Source organism: Paenibacillus sp. FSL M7-0420, assembly GCF_038002345.1.
Taxonomy (GTDB): domain Bacteria; phylum Bacillota; class Bacilli; order Paenibacillales; family Paenibacillaceae; genus Paenibacillus_AQ.
This window is the reverse complement of record NZ_JBBOCJ010000001.1, coordinates 1,618,241-1,638,437: the sequence shown is the minus strand read 5'-3', so window position 1 is coordinate 1,638,437 and position 20,197 is coordinate 1,618,241. Positions and strand designations below refer to the sequence as shown.

Genomic DNA, 20,197 nt, shown 5'->3' with positions numbered 1-20,197 from the left:
TCTGTATCAGCCCAAATCCACAGTCTGTCCCCCGGGCACCTCGACTACCGTACCGCCAACCTCCAGCCATACAGCAGACGCTCCCGGATTATAGACGAAGTCCCTTGCCGCCGAGAACAGCAGCCCCCGGCAAGCCTTCATGTAATGCACCAGCTCCAGATTGGTCGCATACCAGATGTCCCCGCATCCGCCCGCCATGGCGCAGAAGCGCTCCATCAGCTCCCAGTTGTTGTCATTGTCGAACTCGTAGCTATGCCCCCACACATACATCAAGTACAGATACTGCCGCTTATGCAGCCCCACAAAAGCCTCCCCAAGAGCAAGCAGCTCCCGGTTATGATGACAGGTCGCCTGCCACTCCAGCCAGTCCTCCGGGAGGGCGAACCCCCCGGTAGACTGCACTGTGCGGGCATACTCAATGCCCAGATGCGGCAGCAGCGCCTTGATCTCCTGCGTATACGAGCCGTTCGGGTAAGACATGCCGCGCACAGGCTGGCGGACCAGCCCTTCCAGCACCCTGCGGTCCTCCATAATCTCCTCCACGACTGACTCCTGCGGGCAACGCGCCAGCGTCGGATGACTCCGCGTATGCACGCTGACCTCATGTCCATGGTAGAGGGCCGCAACCTCGTCCGGCCTGATGCGGTCCCCTTCACCAAGCAGCCCCGAATTCAAATGGAAGCTGCCCTTGATCCCGTGCTGGTTGAACAGGCCAACCAGACGTTCATCCGCCCGCCGCCCGTCATCATAGCTCATGGTCAGCGCCTTATGACGGCCTTGCGGGTAGCAGTAATAGACTCCCGGCATTGCAGTTAAGCCTCCTTCATAATCGTCAGTCCCTATATAAATTGAACTTGTATATTTTTTGTTACGGGATAGCCGTGACTCCAGAGAATGTTTGGAGTGGACGCATATGTTCACCCGCCCAGCCACCTATCCAAGCTTCAAGGCGCGTAGACCGTCAGATCACTGTACTCTGCAATCAGCGGTGCCATTTGCCGGAAGCCGATCCGGCCTCCGCCCAGCAGCGGACCGAAGGACGAGCCGTCATCCAACCAGTGCAGCACCGGCAATTCATTGATAGCAAAAGTCACAGCAGCCCCCCGCTTCACCACCAGCATCCGGTAGGCCTCGGTCATATCGGCGGTATCCGGGAGCGGATCAGCCCCTTGGGCGACCAGGTGGAAGCCGTAGCTTTTGCGCAGATTACAGGTATGAAAAGCCCGCTCCTCCTCCCACATCCGGCGAAAATAAGAGATATGATAGGCATCCATCTCCCCATGATGGTACTGGTCATATTCGCCCGTGCGGACCGGCAGGGACGGGTCGAACAGATCCTTGCCCCCGGCACCGGCAGCCGCGAAGAACAGAATAGCCAGCCCCGGCTCGCGCAGCGGGCGGAACCTCCAGGATACGGCAACCTCGGCGGGGAAGATCTCCGGGCACCAAAAGACCACATTCGCCTTCTGCCCTTCCTCTGCACTCCGGGTGCTTTCCAGCCGCAGCCGTCCCTGCGGAAACGAAACTGCTCCGTCGCCTTCCATACGGAAGCCTTCCACCTGTACGGGTCCTTCCAGGGTATTGCGGTAAATCTTGCGCCAGCCTTCCGGAATCATTGCTAAGTCCTGCTGCACCGTCATCGGACATCCGCTCCCTTCCCGCGACCTGCACCGTCACTAGCTCCTGCCTGTTCACTACCCCCAGCTACGGGATCAGTTCCTGCACCCGCTTTATCACCAGTTCCTGCGCCAGCTTCTGCACCCGCTTTTGTATCAGCTTCTGCAGCTTCTGCAGCGGCTCCAGCTTCCACATAGCCTTCTTCACCAGCACTAGCTTCAGTTTCCGCACCAGCTCTTGCACTAGCTCTAGCTCCAGCGGCTCCGGCTTCTCCCCCGGAACCTTCTTCCCTTGCAGGCAGAGCTTCGGCAATCAGCTCCAGTGCAATGATCGTATTCAGCGACCACTGCGAGGCTTCATTCGTATTCATCCAGTCGATCTCATTCAGCGCTTCCGTATAAGTCACCTGCTTCAGCTCCGCTTGAAGATTGACGATGCCGAACGGGTTCTCAAGCAGAATGCTCCAGCAGCGTTCCGCCGTAGCCCGGTCATCCTTGACCCAAGCGCCGTAGGCGGCAATAGCCACACTCAGCACCGGATGCTCGAAGCGCAGCTTGCCTGTAATCGCACCTCCGGATCTAAGCAGCTGCTCTTCCTCCGGCAAGTTATAGAAGACACCGAACTCAGCAAGCATGTCCTCCCACTCCGGGTCCTCCAGCATCATCGCCAGCTCGAACCACACCTGCGGACCACCCATGCAGATCGCCAGATGCCGTCCCCAGTTGTCATCGCCCATTGGGCTGAGAATGCCCGTTGCGGGATCGTATCCATAGGTTGGACCGGAGATCAGCCGCAGATTGGCCGCTTTGATGCAGTCGATGCCGGTTAGGATTTTGTCGCGGTAGGCCGTATCCTCATAACGTTCCCAGCGGGTCATCCAATTGGAGCTGAACGCGGCCCAGTCCGGTCCCACCCGCACATGCGTCTCGAATTCATCCTTCGGAAAATAAGCCCTCATCGGGTCCAGCGTCACCGTGGAATAATCCGCATCCTTCACACTGTCCATGATGTCGCCGGTCCGCTCATCACCGGTCAGATAATAGTAATAGCGGTGCAGACCCGCCATAGCAATCCGCGCTTCCTTGCAGCCGCAGCCCCAATGCACGACATTATGCCGGGAGCCAAGACCCGCATATTCCCCGAAATGATATACATCCACCTCGCTCGTGTGCCGGGCCATCGCTTCAGCCATCCGGTAAATATCTGCGCGTCCGGTCCGCAGGAAGCTCACCCACAGCCACATATTCGGCACCAGCTCGGCGTTCTGCCACGCACAGCCGCCCAGATCATAATTCCAGACATGGCGGACCGGATCATAGCTGTGCATGAAGTCGCCATAATCCCACAGGCCGTACCACTTCCGCTGCTCAATCTCCTTCTGGTAAAAGCTGATAATCCCGTCCAGCCGGTCCTCCAGGTACGCCTTGGCCGGGGTGCTCCGGTCCGGCAGGCTCCAGAGTCCAAACGCCCGGCTGCGGTGAAAATATTCGGGTTCACAGACCAGCAGCGGCGGTTCATCCGCCTGCCGCTGCATCTGCCGGAGCTGCCCGGAATCCGGCGTCCGCAAGGTACACCACAAGGTCAGCTCGTTCGTATTGGCGATGCCGTAAGGGGTTGCCCGCAGCTCCTCCGCGCCTTCATAGGAGGATTCGACATGCGTCTTCGTATCATAATGGCGCAGGTCCATCGCCTGCGCCTCCGGCGTCCAGAACCAGACGGTTAACGCCGCTTCCGCGCCGGAGGTGCCGCTGATCTCCAGCCCGGACGGATGCTTCTGCCAGAAATCCTTCACTCCGGCAGCCAGTCCTCCGCCGTCACAGCCGATATAACCCAGTCCTCCGGCCCTCCGGCCTTCCGCCCCTTTAATCCAGGTGCAATCCGGTCCGGTCCGCTTATGCACGGCATAATGTTCAGACGAATCCTGCACCAGCCGGAAGTCATCCCATACTGCCGAGTCCTGGAGCAGGCTGGTGAAATAGGCATCCTCCACAGGATCAAATTCCTGGCTCTGCCCCTCAAGCTGCCCGGCGAACATACCAGCATATTTGCCCCGGGTTCTGCGGGTCTGGAGCGTCTTGGGGGATTCGCTGAAGATTCCCCCGCTGCCCGCCAGCCGGACATGGCGGTTATACAGTGGACCGCTGAGCGGCACCTTGAACAGCAAGCCCAGTCCCTTGATGAAATCCTGCTGCGGGTTGCCGTCATAATGGAAGGTATGCACCAGCCGGATGGACGCAAGCCCGGCATAGAAATAGAGCCGCAAAGTATAAGGAAGCCACTCCCTGGCTCTCCTTGTGCTTCTATGCCGCCCGTCCAGCCGGATCACGGCACGTACCGGTCCCCGCTCCTCCAGGCTAGCCTTCAGCGTTACTCCGGTGAACCGCTCCTGCCGCAGCGTCAGCTCCCCGCTGAGGATGTCCCGCTGCTCGCGGAGACAGACCAACTCGCTTCCGCTGCACACCAGCTTACCCGAGCCTGATCCTAACCCCGCCTCCACAGCTCCATAATATCCATGATCGTCGTCCGGTCCCCCGGATTCCGCCGTGTCCCGGCGGATGATCCGGGAGATCACACCTGGACCACGCTTGACCACGGTGCAACGAATGCTGCCGGTATCGACGATATAAGCCTCCTCCGTCTCTTCCACGGATACCTGGAAGGCTGCGGTCACAGCGCTCTGCCCGGCAGAGCGTTCCAGCGTGTATCCTGCCGTACTCCCTTCAGGGCATACGGCAGAATGCAAAGACCATTTAATGCTGCCGTCCGGCCAATACGCAGCCGGGCGGCTCTGCAGCGGCAGACTGAAATCTTCTGCCTCCCCTTTCAGACATAGCGCAGCCAATTCTCCGCGCTTCAGATCGCCCTTGGACCAGGGAACTCCCCAGGTCACCCCCGCAGCCGCAGCAGGCGGGTTCAGCCACCGTAACTGGACCGGCAGGGCCGATGATAAAGAGGTCATCTTCTGTCATCTCCTTTATGAGACATCACCCGGACGAATGAACCGTTCCCGGAGCAGGAGGCCTGCGGACACCGGGATCACGGGAAGTGAGCCGCTGGCATTCTCACCTGGTTCCCGCTTACCGGGTCCCGTTCTCCTTATCCCCCTCCTGTCGGCTCAGTTCACGGTAACGTGTCGGCGTGATGTCCTCCTGTTTTTTGAAAATCCGGTTGAAATAGCTCTGCTGATAGCCGACCTGCAAGGCAACATCGTTCATCTTCAGATCCGTGTCCCTCAGCAGCTCCTTCGCCTTGGCGAGCCGAAGCTCCGTCAGATAATCGATGAAATTCTGCCCGGTGACCCGCTTGAACGACTTGCTGAGCAGAAAAGGGCTGGTGCCTGTAACATCTGCACAGCTATCCAGCGAGATATTGTCCATATAATGCTGCTGAATGTACAGCATCGCCTGATCAATCGTCCGTCTTATTCCGGCGTCCGATCGTTCACACAGCTCCTTCAGGAAGGGGGCGATGACCTGCGTACGGAACCAGGAGAGAATCAGGCCCGGCTCATGAATCTGCGAGAGACTGGCATACAGATTCCTGCCGCGCAATAGCTGGCTCTGGGCCATCCCGGCCTCCAGCACCGCATGAAGGATCGCGCCGAGCAGATGCAGCATGCCCTGCTGTACGTCGATCACCTTCGCGCCGCCTGCGGAGAGCGTCTCCAGGAATTCCTCCAGCAGCCGGTCCGCCTCCTCTGCTTCTCCGGTCCGCAGCGCCTGAATCAGCCCGCGCTCCAGCGCGAAGGAATACTGCGGCAAGGGAGTGCCCTGCCCCTCCCGCTCCAGCTGCTCCAGGCTGATGATCTGGTTCCCGCCCCCGTACCTGCTGTGGCTGGCCGCCTGCTTCGCCGCCTCGAACGACCTCGGAATCGCAGAGATACTCCCGATCCCTGCACTGTACGCCACCGTGGCCTGAAGCTTAAGCATCCGGCTCAAGGTAGCCGCCAGCTCTTCACCGAAGGCGCCTACGCGGGCCGGATCGGGGCCGCTTCCCGGTTCCATCAGCAGCATACCGGAGGTAAGGTCATGCAGATTGACCGTCTCCGCCCGGCCGAAATGCTCACGGGCAAGCTCCAAGGTAATATTGACGGCCGCGAACGACACCAGACTCTCGTCGCCGCTGCGGAACTTGGCCTCCAGGCTGGAGATGCCGGTCAGCTGGATATACAGCACCACGAACGTACAGTTCTCCACTTCCCACTTATACTGCTTCATCCGGCTCTGGAGATCCTGTTCGGAATAGGCATACAGATACCCCTGGAACAGCTGGTGCAGGAAGCTCTGCTGCACATGCGGAAGCTGCTCCGAGAGCGTGTACTGGAGGGCGTGCTGCTGTCCGTGCAGGTTCTGCCAGTGCCGCTCGATCAGCGTCAGCTCATCCACCCGGTCCCCGGAGGCCGCATGCTCAGGGAGCAGCGTCTGAAGCAGGCGGCGGACCGGCGAATAGATTCTGCGGGAAGCAATCCAGGACAAGACCGCCGCCAGCAGCAAGGCGCACAGGCTGACCAGGATAATCATCCGGGACAGCCAGACCACTGGAGAGGTTACGCTGGAGATCGGCGAAGCCGACACATACCGCCATTCACTGGCAATCCGCGAGAAATCACCATAGGTCACCGCATAAGTAACCCCATTCCAGTCATACAGAAATGATCCGCTATCCTGGCTGCCTTTGGCTGTAATCGCAGTCCGCAGCGCCGTAACCAGCGGCGTGGGCGCATCCATCCCGCTCCCCGAGATGAACAATCCGCCGGATTTCTGCTCCATGAACACCTCCCCCGTGTTGTATGGGGTCATGGTCCGCAGCAGCGCGGATACCTTCTCTGTATCCATCCGCAGCAGCAGCGCCCCGAAGGGCTCCCGGCTGCCGCCGGGGATATGGTGCACCAGCGTCAGCTCCTTCTGCTCCGGGTTCACCGGATCAAAAGCCCATTCCGTCCAGTACGTGCTCCGCTCCTGCTTCAGCAGCTTCGAGTACAGCGCTTCCTCCTCCGCAGCCAGTGTCCCGTACTCCGTGCCGAAGCGCACCGGCTGATTACCGGCCAGATACAGCTCAACCTGCCGCACCATGGAATTCGAGCCCTGCATGACTACCAGCGTCTTCGTAATATCCCAGGCCCGCTCATGATTGCGGATGAAATCCATGTTGCTCAGCCCATAGTCGAACTTCGGATCGAAGGCCCAGTGGGCCAGCATCAGCTCCAGATTGGACAATTGATCATTAATGTTGTCCGCCCGCTGCTCAATCTGCCGGTTATGCATCCGGAGCAGCTCCTTCTCAAGATTGCCCCCGGCCATAAAATAGACCAGCAGCCCGATGATCAGCCCGGGAATGGACGAGACGATCAGCACAATAATGAGATTATTGCGGTAATAACGGCCCTTGCGTCCCGCCCGGCCTCGCGTATACCTGTTCCGTGCTCCTGCCCCTTCATTCTCCATTGCATTCACCAGCCGAATCCTTAGTTTAGAGTTGCAGCTATGCAGCCGCAGCGGGCACAGACCGGCCGGAGACTGGAGCAGGACCGGATTTTACTTGCCCGCTGAGGCGTACAATTCATTCATTTCCTTCACCAGCTCATCTCCGCCGGTCTTCCGCCATACCTCAAAAGCGGACTTCAACCCGGCCTCATCCATCTGGCCGACAATGAATTTGATACGCGCATCGTTGATTACGTTATCCAGCTGTGAGCCTTTTTGCGTATAGACTGCCGAGATCAGCGCTTCCGCCGGATTGGTCACAATCGTCGCTTCATTCGTCTTCTGTACCTCGGTCTGCTTCAGCCGCAGCGGGGTCTGCTTCACCTGCTTCGCCTTGTCCTCCGGGATGAACGGCAGCATCTGGTTCAGGCCTTCCACTTCCGATTCCAGCAGAACGGTATCGCTGGAGCGTTCGATATATCCGTCCACCAGCTTGTAATGCACGCCTTCAATACCATAGTTCAGCATCGTCTGCAGATCCTCATCATTCAGCCGGTCCAGGAAGGCCAGGACCTGCTTCAGCTCCTCCTCGGTTTTGACCGAAGACTTCGGAATGGCCAGCATGCCGGAGAAGCCCGAGGTCGGGAGGGTATGCAGCGCGCCGTCTGCTCCAGTCACACCGCCGATCACATCCATATAATGGCGTTCCGGCTCGTCTTTGCCTTCTTTTTGGAGAGCGGCATGAATCTTGTCATCCAGACGGGCCGCGTTATCGACCACATCGACAATGACGCCGGCCTTGTTGTTGACGACCGGATCATTCCATTTAGAGCTGTCCATCACCGCAAAGTCCGCGTTGATCAGCTGCTCATCGTACAGCTTTTTCATGAATTTAAGCGCTTCCAAATAACCGGGATATTCATGCTCAGGCACGAGCTTCCCTTCCTGAACGCCCCACTTGTTCGGAGAACCGAACCACAGCTTCATCGTATCGAAGCCGCTGGCCCACTGGCCGGTCCACTTGACCAGCACCATACCGTACGTATCCGCCTGGCCGTTGCCGTCCGGGTCCTGCTCCTTGAACGCTTTTAACATCGAATAGAAATCATCAACGGTCTTCGGTTCCGCGAGCCCGAGCTTCTCCATCCAGTCCTTGCGGAACACCACGCCGTTACGTCCCAGCGCCCGCCCTCTGTAGATTCCGTAATTCTTGCCGTCGATGGCCGAGTTATTCAGAATGACCTCCTTCGCCCCGCTGAGATTCGGATAATCCTTGAGATACGGACCCACCTCCCAGAACGCGCCGGATCTCGCTGCATTCACGAAGCTGGAGGCCTTCACATCACCTACATACATAATATCAGGCAGCTTGCCGGAAGCCAGCGTAATGTTGAATTTGTCGGCATAGGACGCATTAGGCACCCATTCGAAATGAATCTTGGTGTTCGTCAGCTCCTCCAGCTTGGCGGCGACCGGACTGCCGTCCTTCGGATAATTGGTTTTGAAAATCGGCAGCATCAATGTCAGCGCAAGCGGCTCCTCAGCCTTGGCTGTGCCGTCCGCCTTCCCGCTGTCCCCGGCAGGCTCCTTCTGTCCCGCTCCCGCATTCTCCCCATTCCCGCCGCAGCCGGACAATACACTTAGAATCATAATCATAGCCAGCAGCATGAACAACCCTTTTTTCGCAGACCGTGAACCTCTGCTCCGCTTCATCTTCATTATCACTTGGCCTCCCTTTATATGTTGACTAACCGGTTACCCTTTGACTGAACCCAGCATCACCCCTTTGGCAAAATGCTTCTGCAGAAACGGATACACGCACATAATCGGCAGGGTGCCGACCACGATGACGGCCATTTTGATTGACTGCTCCGGCGGCTGCACGAAATTCGGGTCCATAGAGCTGAGATCCCCCGCTGCCGACTGGGACAGCATGACGATCTGGCGCAGCATCACCTGCAGCGGCCACTTGGACGGATCGTTGATGTAGAGCAGCGCCGAGAAGAAGTTATTCCAGTGTCCGACCGCATAAAAGAGCGTGAACGTCGCCAGCACCGGCTTCGACAGCGGCAGCACGATTCTCCACAGCAGCCCCAGCTCCGTGCATCCGTCAATGCGGGCCGCCTCCTCCATCTCGGCGGGAAGCTCCTGGAAGAAGTTTTTGACAATAATCAGGTTGAAGGCGCTGATCGCCCCCGGAAGAATCAGGGCATTCAGCGTATCGAGCAGATGCAGCTCGCGGATCACCAGATAGGTGGGAATCATCCCGCCCCCGAACAGCATGGTGAAGATGACCAGATTGAGGATCAGATTGCGGCCCATCAGGTACCGCTTCGCCATCGGGTAGGCCATGGTAACCGTGAAGAACAAATTAACTGCCGTACCGATCACCGTCACGTACAGTGAGACCCCGATGCTGCGGACAATGGTATCTGTGGAGAAAATAAACCGGTAAGCGTCCAGCGAGATCGTCGTCGGAATCAAAAAGACAGCGCGCTTCGTAATTTCCGCCTCGGTGGCGAAGGAACCGGCGACTACAAACAGGAACGGCAGGATGGCCGCGATCCCGATGATGCCCAGCACCACGTAATTAAAAACGTCAAAGGTGATTTCTCCGGCGCTGCGGTAACGTTTAGCCACACTCTTGGCCTCCTTTTCAATATAATCCGGATTCGCCTGACTTCTTGGCAAGCCAGTTGGTGCCGAGCACCAGCACGACCCCGATGACCGATTTGAACAAGCCGACGGCGGTGCTGTAGCTGAACGCTCCCTGGGTAATCCCCAGCGCATACACATAAGTATCGAAGACCTCAGCCACCTCACGGTTCAGCGCATTCATCATCAGATAGATCTGCTCGAACCCGTTATCCAGAATCGTGCCCATCCGCAGAATGAGCAGAATGACAATCGTGCTGCGGATCGCGGGCAGTGTAATATGCCAGGTCTGGCGCCAGCGGCTGGCCCCGTCCACCACGGCTGCTTCATACTGCTCCACATCGACACCGGCCAGGGCAGCGAGGAAGATAATCGTCCCCCAGCCGCATTCCTTCCAAATGGTCTGCAGAATAATCATTGGGCGGAACCAGTCGGGACTGGCGAGAAAATCAATTTTGCGCCCGGTCGCCGCGAACAGGAATTCGTTGACCGCACCGCCCTGTGTCGTAAGGAACACGTAGGAGATACTGGCGACGATGACCATGGAGATGAAGTGGGGCACGTAGATCAGCGTCTGAATCGTCCTTTTGTAGAAGGACAGCCGGATCTCATTCAGCAGCAGGGCCAGGATAATCGGTGCCGGGAAAAAGAAAACCAGGTTATACAGCGACAGCACCAGCGTATTGCGCAGCAGCATGAAGAAATCAGGGTTCTGGAAAAACGTGCGGAAATGCTCCAAGCCGACCCAGCCGCTCTTCCAGAAGCCCAGAAATGGCTGATAATCCTTAAAGGCGAGCAGCACTCCCCACATCGGCACATATTTGAACAGCAGGAAATACAGGAGTCCGGGGCTGAGCAGAATATAGAGCCATTTGTCCCGCTTCAGACGTCTGAAGCGCTGCTCGCGCCTGCTGCGGCGGAAGCTTGTACCCGCGCTGATCTCTGCTGCCCCCATTGCCGCTCCTTGCTTCATTGACATTCACCTCCGTATGGATAAGCAGCCTCCGTCCTGCACTGCTTTGGTTGCGCTTTCTATTATGGTAGGCGGGTGTTTTTCCGACAATCGGACTTTTTGGACAGCGCCCGGTATGGCTTCAGCGCCGCTTCCGCAATAAAGTCCAAAACCGGCAAAACTTTACTATTGCATGTGGGGGGCGGACACTATATAAATTGAACCTTGTAAGTACTCAGTATGGGATAGCCGTGACTCCAGAGAAGTTTTGGGCTTGCGGCCGCTGCCCTTCTGCAGATTTCTTTGATTAGACCGCTGTTCGCGGTAGAAATCCGCAGACAGCTGATGCTTACGATGCGAGCTTTCCTGCGGAAAGCTTTCAGGCGTACGCTACCGCTCCTACAGCTCCAAAATTCCCCTCCGCCACTTTTCCCAAAATTTATGTTTTCAAGTTCAAACTATATAGCTTAGGGATGGGGAATAGAAAGATAAGATCATACAGAGCCCGTGCGGGCTTTTTCAAGGAGGTTAAAAGAATGAAGCAAAAGCTATATTACGGCGCCGCGTGGTACCCCGAGCTATGGGGGGAGGCTGAGCGGCAGCAGGATCTTCGGCTCATGCAGGAGACAGGCATTAATCTGGTACGTATGGGCGAGTTCATCTGGTCGCTGCTGGAGCCGGAGGAAGACTCCATCGATGTCAGGCCGTTCGCTGAGCATATCCTTAAGTTGCATGATTACGGAATCGATACGGTCATGTGTACGCCGACCGCGACCCCGCCGGTCTGGCTGACCCACGGGCACCCGGAGCGTCTGCACATCCGGGCAGACGGCGCGGTCATGAGCCACGGGTCCAGACAGCATGTCTGCACGAATAACCCTTATTTCCGGCAGCGTGCTGCGCTGATCACGGAAGAGCTGGCCCGGGTGCTGGGGCCGCTCCCCGGCCTAGTCGCCTGGCAGCTCGACAATGAGCTGAAGGCGCATGTGGCGGAATGCATGTGCGCGTCCTGCCGCTCCCTGTGGCATGAGTGGCTGGAGCACCGTTACGGTAGCATCGGCGAGCTGAATGTAGCGTGGGGAACCGGAGTGTGGAGCCACACCTACCAGCGTTTCGATCAGGTGCCGCAGCCGGTGGCTACGCCTTTCCTGCATAATTCATCGCTCGTCACCCAGTACCGGTTGTTCCAGATGGAGAAGGTTGCGGAATTCGCAGGGGAACAGGCGGCGATCATCCGCCGCTATTCGGCGGCTCCGATCACGCACAACAGCAATGTCCCTTTTCATCTGGACAATGAGCAGCTGTTCTGGGAGCTTGATTTCGCTTCGTTCGACACCTACGCCTCTCAGGCGAACAGGCACGCTTATCTGCTGAATTGTGACCTATGGCGCGGGTTCAAGCCCGGGCGGGATTTCTGGCTGATGGAGACCAGCCCGGCCTATGCCGCTTCGCTTACAAGCTACGGCGAGCCGCACCCGGACGGCTATCTCACCGCCGAAGCCGTGGCCGCCTATGCGCTGGGGGCAGGCGCCTTCTGCTACTGGCTGTGGCGGCAGCAGCGCACGGGCAGCGAGCAGACGCACAGCTCGATTATCAGCGCCTGGGGCCAGCCTGCGCTCGGCTATGACAATGTGCGCGCAGCTTCCGCCGCCAGGCTGCAGATCGAGCCGCACATGCTGAATACCCGGCCACTCAAGGCCGAGGTGGCGATTACTTATTCGGACCGGGCCAAGGCGTTCCTGGCCACGGAGCCGCACCGGCAGCTGAACTACCGTTCTCTGCTGGGGGACTTTTACAGACGGATTCTCGATCTGGGGATTCACCGTGACCTGCTGCCGGAAGGCGGCGATTTAAGCGGCTATAAGCTGCTGTTCACGCCTTTTGTCCATTATCTGTCACCGGAATACATGGAGAAGGCACTCGCCTTCGCTGAAGCCGGCGGCATCTGGATCGCCGGCCCGCTTAGCGGAGGCCGCACGGCGGAGCATACCCTGCATACAGATGCAGCGTTGGGAGAACTGGAGCGCTTTGCCGGGGTGAAAACTACCTTCGTCTACCCCATGGAAGGGACCGGCAGCATCGGGGAGGCCTTCGGCCACTCCGCGCCGCTGTCCCTGTGGAGCGCGGTCTTCGAGCCGCTGCCGGAAGGAGCTTTCGTGGTCGGCGTCATTACCGAAGGCCGGACGCCGGGCCGGGCCTACGTGACCGAGCAGCCCTATGGCCGGGGAGCCATCGTGATGCTCGGCTCGCTGCCCGCAGGCGGCGAGGGCGACAAGCAGCTGTGCGCGCTGATTGAGTATTACGCCTCCCGCGCCGGGGTCACCCGGCGCAGTGATGTCACCCCGGGCACCATCGTCTGCCCCAGACGCGGCGCTGCCGGAGAGCTGTGGACGCTCGTCAACATGGACGGGCTGGGCGGCAGCATCACCCTGCCTCGCAGCGGGCAGGATGTGTTGACCGGCGCAGCCATACCCGCCGGTCCACTGTCCATTGGCGCTTATGAATACAGGCTGATTGCCCTGTAGTAGTAAAATATCCTTCTGCGGATTGCGGAGAACGCTACCTCCCACCAAACAAGTGGAAAAATGCAGCTTGTTATGCTGGTTTCCAAGGAATTTCCGGAAGCTAGTGGATAAACAACAACTATTCATGTCTGTTTAGGCCAGTTTGGAGAAAATGGGTTCATTTAAGTGCTGTTTATCCAATTGCTGTATTGGCAGAGGGCGGTTGCCGGTCAGCAGGTGGAGTTTATCCAATTCTTTCCCCACCGTATCATACGCGAGTTGTCTAATTAAAGGCGCGTGAATTTTACGCTGGCTGGGCCCTCCCCTTAGGCGTGTTTCACCAGCAAGAGGAGGAGCGCTTACCTGTGCCCATGCCGGGCACAGCACAAAAACACCCGGCAGCATTTCCCGCTGCCAGGTGTTTTTTCTTTTACCATATTTGCTTATACGTTAGTTTTCTCTACTTATTCGCCAGTCTTCTCTGCTTTTTCCGCCTGCTGGAGCAGCCCGATCTGATGCAGATGATTCAGCAGTTGCTGGTAATGGTCGGCCTTCTTCTGGACGGTAAGAACCAGCTTACGGAACTGGTCTGTGTCCTGGCCCGATTTTTCCAGAATGCGCAGCAGGTCGCTGTTGATCTGCTCCACATCCTCCATGCTGCTCTCCTGGGACTCCTGGATTTTCTCCAGATGCTCGAAGACCTGCTCCTCGGCGACTACGATTTCATTCATATATACGGTGGACTCACCGATCTTCGCCGTGGTCTCGTTCATCGCGAGCATCCCGTCCCCGGACTTGCTATGGATCTGCTCCATGACGCGGGTCATTCCTGAGAGTGAACCCATAATCTCCTTCACATGGCTGCGGGTACCGTCAGCAAGCTTACGGATCTCCGTAGAGACAACGGCGAAGCCGCGTCCATGCTCACCAGCCCGCGCCGCCTCAATCGCCGCATTCAGCGAGAGCAGATTCGTCTGCTCGGCAATATCCGTGATGATCTTGGCCAGCTGCTCAATGCTGTGGAAATGCTCCCGCAGATCCTCATTCAGCGCTACGAATTCAGTGAACACCTCCGAGGCCTTCTGCATTTCCGCAGAGATCTGGATATTGGCTTCCTTGGCAAATTCGATCTTGTTGGAGGAATAGGACAGGCTGCCGTACATTTCATTAATCAGATCTTCAGTCTGTCCGTTGTTAGCCTTCAAATGCTCCAGGAGCCGCTGAGTCCCGGCGATTTGGCCGATCATCTCCCCGCCGCCTGCCCGTAAGGCCTCGAAGTCCTCCACCAGCCGGGCCTCTTCCTTCAGGATAGCTCCAGTCTCAAGGCGGATCTGCTCCGCCAGGGCATAGGCATGTTCGCCGTAAGACGCCGTGCCTGAAGCGTGTGCAGACGGTTCTACGCTATCTTTACCGCTGTGAGGTACAGGTGTGCTAGCACCCGTTTCCTCTACTGCGACTTTTCCCTGTGCTATAACCGTTTCTGTTGATGCAACTGTATCCTTAGCTGCGATCACACGCTCTGCCATGGCTTTCTCCGCTAACCCGCTTGTATTACTGTGACTTTGAACGACTTCAGCAGAGGGGGTTCTCCCCCAAGCTGTGCGCAGTTTGCTTAACCACTCCATCCGATTTCAACTCTCCCTTATTCAACCAGCAGCAGAATCATGGTCTGATTGGCATGCTTAGTATAATATTGCTCTCCATAGCTGATGAAGCCTGTAGTGTTGCCGCAGAACCCAAGCATCCTCTGGTCAAAAGCTCCCCAAAGACCGTCCCGTGTAAACAGCTGGTCCCGAAGCGTACAGTTAATATTGAGGACAAACGAAGGCTTGAACGGACTGCCGCCGAGCGTCTCCTCCAGCACTGCCAGCGGATCGGCTGAACTCAGCAGCTCCACATAAGTACTAGACATCATCTGGCTGTAAAAGGTGACAGAGCCGTCCGGATGAACCGCCTTCGGGGAGGCTATGATCAGATCATCCTCGTATCTTTTGCCCAGCGGGCTGCTCAGAAAATGCTCTGCCAGCTCCTTCTCCGGCACGCCCAGGACACACGCATATTCCCCGGCCGCAGGCCGCCCGTTGAAGGAATACACCCTTCTGCCGAACACATCGGCTTCTGTCACCAGCAGCGTCTTCCCGGCCGGGACATATATATTCTCTTTGACCAGGGCTGTGCGGGCAGGCATATTGAAATAAATCCCCAGGTTCCGCACCCGGCGGGTTCCTATATAGAGGTAAGTCTCGCCGCGTTCATCATCAGCCGCACTGCCGCCAATCACCTTGAATTGCGGGTCCATGAAGTACAGCGAGGAGAGCAGCATCTCTTCCATTCCGCCTGTGCCGTCACAGAGCAGCATCAGAAAAGCATTCGGATTGCCGCAGACCTTGCGGTAAGCAATCTCCAGCGTACTTGAGCTAAGCACGGGAGGATGCAGAATCTCCACAATATCTGCTATACCGGCTTCGTATTCAAAACCTGTAATTACGCCACTGCGGTAGCCCTGCGGAGTATATTCCCCCTTGGTTGAGCACAATACAGCCCGCGAAGGCGCATGAGGGGATAATTCCCGGACAGCCGCAGCCGCAGCGAACAGCACCAGTCCACGGTTCACATCCAGCTCCTCCAGATAGTTCCTGGCCCCATCCAAGGTGTTAAAAGATACAGCTATCATTATGTATACCAAACCTTCCTTTACGGAACTTCCTCCCGCATGCTGTTACTGAAAAATTAAGCTAACATTTTCAATACTACTCATGGTAAAACCAGAACCGGGTTCATTGTCTGTGAACAATGTCGCAACCTGTGCCGAGTTTCTCTGGAACGAGGTTGAGCTCTTCCTGCAAACCCAGTATCATGAATATATCACAGATCACAGAAAAGAGGCTTCGGCATATGACCTATTCCCAACGCTCCACCCACCCCGCTGCCGCATCCGACTACACGTATCTGGAATATCAGATCGGCATAGCTACCGATGAATTGGCAGTCGCGGTGAAAGCACAGGACGAGCCCCGGGCAGAAGCTATCCGGCTTAAGATTGCTGAACTCGAAGACAAGCTTGCGCTGCTTGAGGATTAAGTACAACTACTCTATCCCAACGATGGAAGGAAGGCTGATAGAATGGCGATACGCGGATATTACTTTGCAATGGATGATGAACTGGTGCAGCAAATTGCCGCAGGCAGCACCCCGCTGGCGAGCTTGAACATAGACAAGTACCCGGGGCTGGATATCGACCGTACCTGGGAGGCGATTCACTACCTGCTCTGCGGTGATATATCGGATGGGCCAGCGCCGCTCGGATATGTGGTCCCGCTGCATTCAGACCAAGGTATTGAGTTCGGGTCATACGGGGCATTCTGCCTGCGTGCCGGACAAGTGGCCGAAGCGCTTGACGCCATCTCCGGACTAGATGAAGCGCAGCTGCGCCAGCAATATGATTTCCGGACCATGGCCGAGGAGGAGGTCTACCCGCTGGACCCTGATACGGTGTCTGACGATGACGCGGATGCGTTCTTTGCCTACCTGCTCCAGTTCTTCACCGAGATCCAGGGGTTCTACAGCCAGACTGCCGCTGCTGGTAAAGGTATTGTTTTCTATTTGTTTTGAAGCCTGACTCGCCCGGCCTGATGGCGGGCTGGACGGGTGAGGTGCACTAATGCACTTCATTTGCTCGTTTCGGCCTCTTCGGCTGAATTCGGGTGCACTTGTGCTCCTGATTCCCTTACTCTAGCCCACTTTCGGCGAAATCAAGGGCACTAATGCACCTGATTTGCTCATTTCGACCGTTTGCGCCAAATTCTGGTGCACTTGTGCTCCTCATCGGCCTCCCTCTTCCCACCTGGCAGCTATTAGAGGGATTTATACACTTGATTTCCTCACTCAGCCTACTTCCAGCAAGATTAGAGGGATTTATACACTTGATTCTCTCATTCAGCCCACTTCCAGCAAAATCAGAGGGATTTATACACTTGATTTCCTCATTCAGCTTACATCCAGCAAAATCAGAGGGATTTATCCCTGTGATTTCACGACGCAGCCACGCTTCCGGCCTACGGTGATCAGGGGAGGAAGGCGGGAGACCGTCTCACCTTCCGCGACCACCTAAAAAGGCTATCCCCGTCACTGCTGACAGCGGGATAGCCCAATCACTCAGTTACTTCACACCATTCTCATTCTAGCTCACCTAGCACAGCCTCACTCAGTTGCCTCATTCTAGCTCACCTAGCACAGCCTCACTCAGCTGCCTTATTCTAGCTCACCTTGCTCAGCCTCACTCAGCTGCCTCATTCTAGCTCACCTAGCACAGCCTCACTCAGCTGCCTCATTCCAGCTCACCTAGCACAGCCTCACTCAGCTGCCTTATTCTAGCTCACCTTGCTCAGCCTCACTCAGCTGCCTTATTCTAGCTCACCTTGCTCAGCCTCACTCATCTACCTCACCCTAAACACCATCAACCTCGTTCCAGTTCACCCTCAGCCTTGTTCCAGCCTAACAACGCTCCAGATCTGGCTCAACATCCGGCCCGCGCTACTCGCCTTCCGCAAACCATCACCCGGCAGCTTGCGCTTAGACCAGCTTCACCAGGCTGTAATTCTTCTTGCCCTTGCGGACGATGATGAACTTGCCGCCGATGGCATCGTCAGCTGTTATCTCCGTCTCCAGCTCATTCACACGCTCCCCGTTGATCGAGATTGCGCCCTTAGTAATATCCTCGCGCGCCTGGCGTTTGGACGGCTCCACTCCCAGGTCCACGAGCCAGTCTACAATGTTCTTGGTCTCAGTGCCCGCTGTGAAGGTCGGCATTTCCTTGAAGCCTTCCTCAATTTCGTCCGCAGTCAGGGAGCGGATATCGCCGCTGAACAGTGCCGCGCTGATGCGTTTAGCCTGCTCCAGCAGCTCCTCGCTGTGCACGAAGCGGGTCATTTCCTCGGCCAGCGCTTTTTGCGCTTCGCGTTTATGCGGCTCTGTGGCTACCTTCTCCTCAAGCGCCTCAATCTCTTCCTTGCTCAGGAAGGTGAAGTACTTCAGGTACTTAACCACATCACGGTCATCAGTGTTCGCCCAGAACTGGTAGAACTCATAAGGGGTGGTCTGCTTCGGATCGAGCCAGATGGCGCCGCCGGCGGTTTTACCGAACTTCGTACCGTCTGCTTTCAGCATGAGCGGAATGGTCAGGCCGAAGGCTTTGGCTTCGTTGCCTTCTTTTTTACGGATCAGATCGAGGCCACTCGTAATATTCCCCCATTGGTCCGAGCCGCCGATCTGGAGCTGCACATCCTCATTCTGGTACAGATGCAGGTAGTCAATGGACTGCAGAATCTGGTAAGCGAACTCCGTGAACGAGATGCCGCTGTCCAGGCGGCTGGCGACTACATCCTTGGCGAGCATCGTGTTGATGCTGAAGTTTTTGCCGAAATCACGCAGGAAATCAATGACGTTCATATCCTTGGTCCAGTCGTAGTTGTTTACCATCCGCACCTGATTGTCGCCATCGGTAATGAACAGCTTCTTCATCTGGGCGCTCAGCGCCTCCACATTCTCCTGCACTTGCTCCATCGTCTGCAAAGAGCGCTCACTCTGGCGTCCGCTCGGATCGCCGATCGTTCCCGTAGCCCCCCCGATCAGAATCACCGGACGGTGACCGGCCAGCTGGAAGCGCCGCAGCATCATGAATGGAATCAGGTGGCCGATATGCATACTGTTGCCTGTCGGGTCCACGCCGCAATACAGCGATACCGCCTTACTCTCCGTCAATTCACGCAGTCCGTCCGCATCTGTCTGCTGGTTAATGGCATCGCGCCACAATAGCTCGTCGATAATGTTCAACATGTACAGCCCCTTTTGTGTAAGTGATTGTTCTATATCATTTGGTATCCGTCAAAAAAACAGCAGCCATACCGCATCAGCCTCTGAAGCTTAAGCCCGCCCTGCACCCAGCCAGCAAATTCGCACAGACAACAAAAAATCGCCCCTTGTCTATTCAGACACAGGGACGATTATCATTAACCGTGTTACCACCCAAATTGCACAGACCTGATGCTGCACGCAGGTCCATACCACTCTCAGGCGAGTTATCGTTCGCTTAGCTCCGCTTGGCATTACCCAAGATACTCCCGAGGCGTAATTCGCAGTCCGCTTGTGTGTACCGGGTTCCATCGACCCCCGGCTCTCTGGGAACAGGGACAAGGCTGCTACTGGCTCGTTCAACGTATACCAACTATAAGATTACAGAAAGTATAGCCGCTCCGCAAAAGGTTGTCAATGCGGCGCACTACCGCAAGTAAACCGCCTGCTCCGGCAGCGAGAAAAATGTTACATGCACCTGAATCCGTGATACATTAGGTAGAGGAAACAACCGTTCTTCAAAGCACATTACATTATCTTAAGACAAAGGAGAGTCAGCAGCTTATGAAGAGTATCGCAGTGTTCTGCGGTTCCAGTGAAGGGGCTTCGCCCGTTTACAAGGAATCCGCTATTCTACTCGGCAAGGAGCTTGCCGCACGTAATATTACGCTGATCTATGGCGGAGCTACTGTAGGCTTGATGGGTGCTATTGCAGATAGTGTGATGCAGGCCGGAGGTCAGGTGATCGGGGTGCTGCCGCATTTTCTGAAGCAAAGGGAGATCGAGCACACCCGTCTGACGGAGCTGATCATGGTAGACTCTATGCACGAACGGAAGCTTAAGATGTCTGAGCTGGCGGACGGATTCATTGCTATGCCGGGCGGCCCGGGCACGATGGAGGAGTATTTCGAGATCTTCACCTGGGCGCAGCTCGGCCTGCATCAGAAGCCCTGCGGACTGCTTAATGTGAACCATTATTATGATCCGCTGATTACCCTGTTCAGCAACATGGCCCGGGAACAATTCATGCAGGAGAAGCATCATTCCATCATGCTGAACGCTACCACGCCGGAGGGCATTCTGCAGCAGTTCGCAGAGTACACGCCGCCTCCAGTGAAACAATATCTTACAGATGAGCGCACTTGAAAAGTCTCTGCCCTCCTTATAACGCAATATACTATGCGCGAGACTGCAGC

General features: G+C 56.7%; 14 protein-coding genes. 4 read left to right on the top strand and 10 right to left on the bottom strand.

The genetic code is table 11. The features are described from left to right. Positions 1–6 precede the first annotated feature (6 nt). From MKX51_RS07005 to MKX51_RS06975, 7 genes are all read right to left on the bottom strand, one after another. Entirely contained in the window at positions 7–807 is an 801-nt protein-coding gene (locus MKX51_RS07005; RefSeq protein ID WP_340991765.1) for a polysaccharide deacetylase family protein, read from the bottom strand. Positions 808–944: 137 nt separating this feature from the next. After that, positions 945–1,640 (bottom strand): DUF1961 family protein, encoded by a 696-nt coding sequence (locus MKX51_RS07000; protein ID WP_340991763.1) that lies wholly within the window; start codon positions 1,638–1,640, stop codon positions 945–947. Further along, entirely contained in the window at positions 1,637–4,576 is a 2,940-nt protein-coding gene (locus MKX51_RS06995; RefSeq protein ID WP_340991761.1) for an exo-rhamnogalacturonan lyase family protein, read from the bottom strand. Before MKX51_RS06995 ends, MKX51_RS07000 begins: the two co-directional genes overlap by 4 nt. A gap of 118 nt (positions 4,577–4,694) precedes the next feature. Then, on the bottom strand, positions 4,695–7,061 hold the full coding sequence (locus MKX51_RS06990; protein ID WP_340995541.1) for an AraC family transcriptional regulator: 2,367 nt from the start codon (positions 7,059–7,061) through the stop codon (positions 4,695–4,697). 90 nt (positions 7,062–7,151) lie between these two features. Continuing rightward, positions 7,152–8,759: an extracellular solute-binding protein gene (locus MKX51_RS06985; protein ID WP_340991759.1), complete on the bottom strand. Its 1,608-nt coding sequence runs from the start codon at positions 8,757–8,759 to the stop codon at positions 7,152–7,154. Between the two features lie 36 nt (positions 8,760–8,795). Further along, complete coding sequence (locus tag MKX51_RS06980; protein WP_036722627.1) at positions 8,796–9,680, bottom strand: carbohydrate ABC transporter permease; 885 nt, start codon at positions 9,678–9,680, stop codon at positions 8,796–8,798. 16 nt (positions 9,681–9,696) lie between these two features. After that, positions 9,697–10,668, bottom strand: a complete 972-nt coding sequence (locus tag MKX51_RS06975) for an ABC transporter permease (RefSeq protein WP_445321989.1) — start codon at positions 10,666–10,668, stop codon at positions 9,697–9,699. 515 nt (positions 10,669–11,183) lie between these two features. Between MKX51_RS06975 and MKX51_RS06970 the strand changes: the two genes are divergently transcribed. Further along, positions 11,184–13,172 carry a beta-galactosidase gene (locus MKX51_RS06970; protein ID WP_340991756.1) on the top strand — a complete coding sequence of 663 codons (1,989 nt, stop codon included), beginning with the start codon at positions 11,184–11,186 and terminating at the stop codon, positions 13,170–13,172. A gap of 443 nt (positions 13,173–13,615) precedes the next feature. Here the strand turns inward: MKX51_RS06970 and MKX51_RS06965 are convergent, their stop codons facing one another. Continuing rightward, positions 13,616–14,677, bottom strand: coding sequence for a methyl-accepting chemotaxis protein (locus MKX51_RS06965; protein WP_340991755.1), 1,062 nt, complete (start codon positions 14,675–14,677; stop codon positions 13,616–13,618). Positions 14,678–14,793: 116 nt separating this feature from the next. Next, positions 14,794–15,825 carry an FIST signal transduction protein gene (locus MKX51_RS06960; RefSeq protein ID WP_340991753.1) on the bottom strand — a complete coding sequence of 344 codons (1,032 nt, stop codon included), beginning with the start codon at positions 15,823–15,825 and terminating at the stop codon, positions 14,794–14,796. Between the two features lie 221 nt (positions 15,826–16,046). Between MKX51_RS06960 and MKX51_RS06955 the strand changes: the two genes are divergently transcribed. Together MKX51_RS06955 and MKX51_RS06950 are read left to right on the top strand one after the other, a co-directional pair. After that, the gene (locus MKX51_RS06955; protein WP_076079676.1) at positions 16,047–16,232 is read left to right on the top strand and encodes a hypothetical protein; all 186 of its coding nucleotides are present in this window, start codon (positions 16,047–16,049) and stop codon (positions 16,230–16,232) included. A 42-nt stretch (positions 16,233–16,274) separates the two neighbouring features. Next, a complete protein-coding gene (locus MKX51_RS06950) occupies positions 16,275–16,763 on the top strand; it encodes a YfbM family protein (RefSeq protein ID WP_340991750.1) in 489 nt (162 codons plus the stop codon). Positions 16,764–17,723: 960 nt separating this feature from the next. Here MKX51_RS06950 and tyrS read toward each other — a convergent pair. Continuing rightward, on the bottom strand, positions 17,724–18,983 hold the full coding sequence (tyrS, locus tag MKX51_RS06945; RefSeq protein WP_340995539.1) for a tyrosine--tRNA ligase: 1,260 nt from the start codon (positions 18,981–18,983) through the stop codon (positions 17,724–17,726). 582 nt (positions 18,984–19,565) lie between these two features. Between tyrS and MKX51_RS06940 the strand changes: the two genes are divergently transcribed. Continuing rightward, positions 19,566–20,147 carry an LOG family protein gene (locus MKX51_RS06940; protein ID WP_340991748.1) on the top strand — a complete coding sequence of 194 codons (582 nt, stop codon included), beginning with the start codon at positions 19,566–19,568 and terminating at the stop codon, positions 20,145–20,147. The last annotated feature ends 50 nt before the right edge of the window (positions 20,148–20,197 follow it).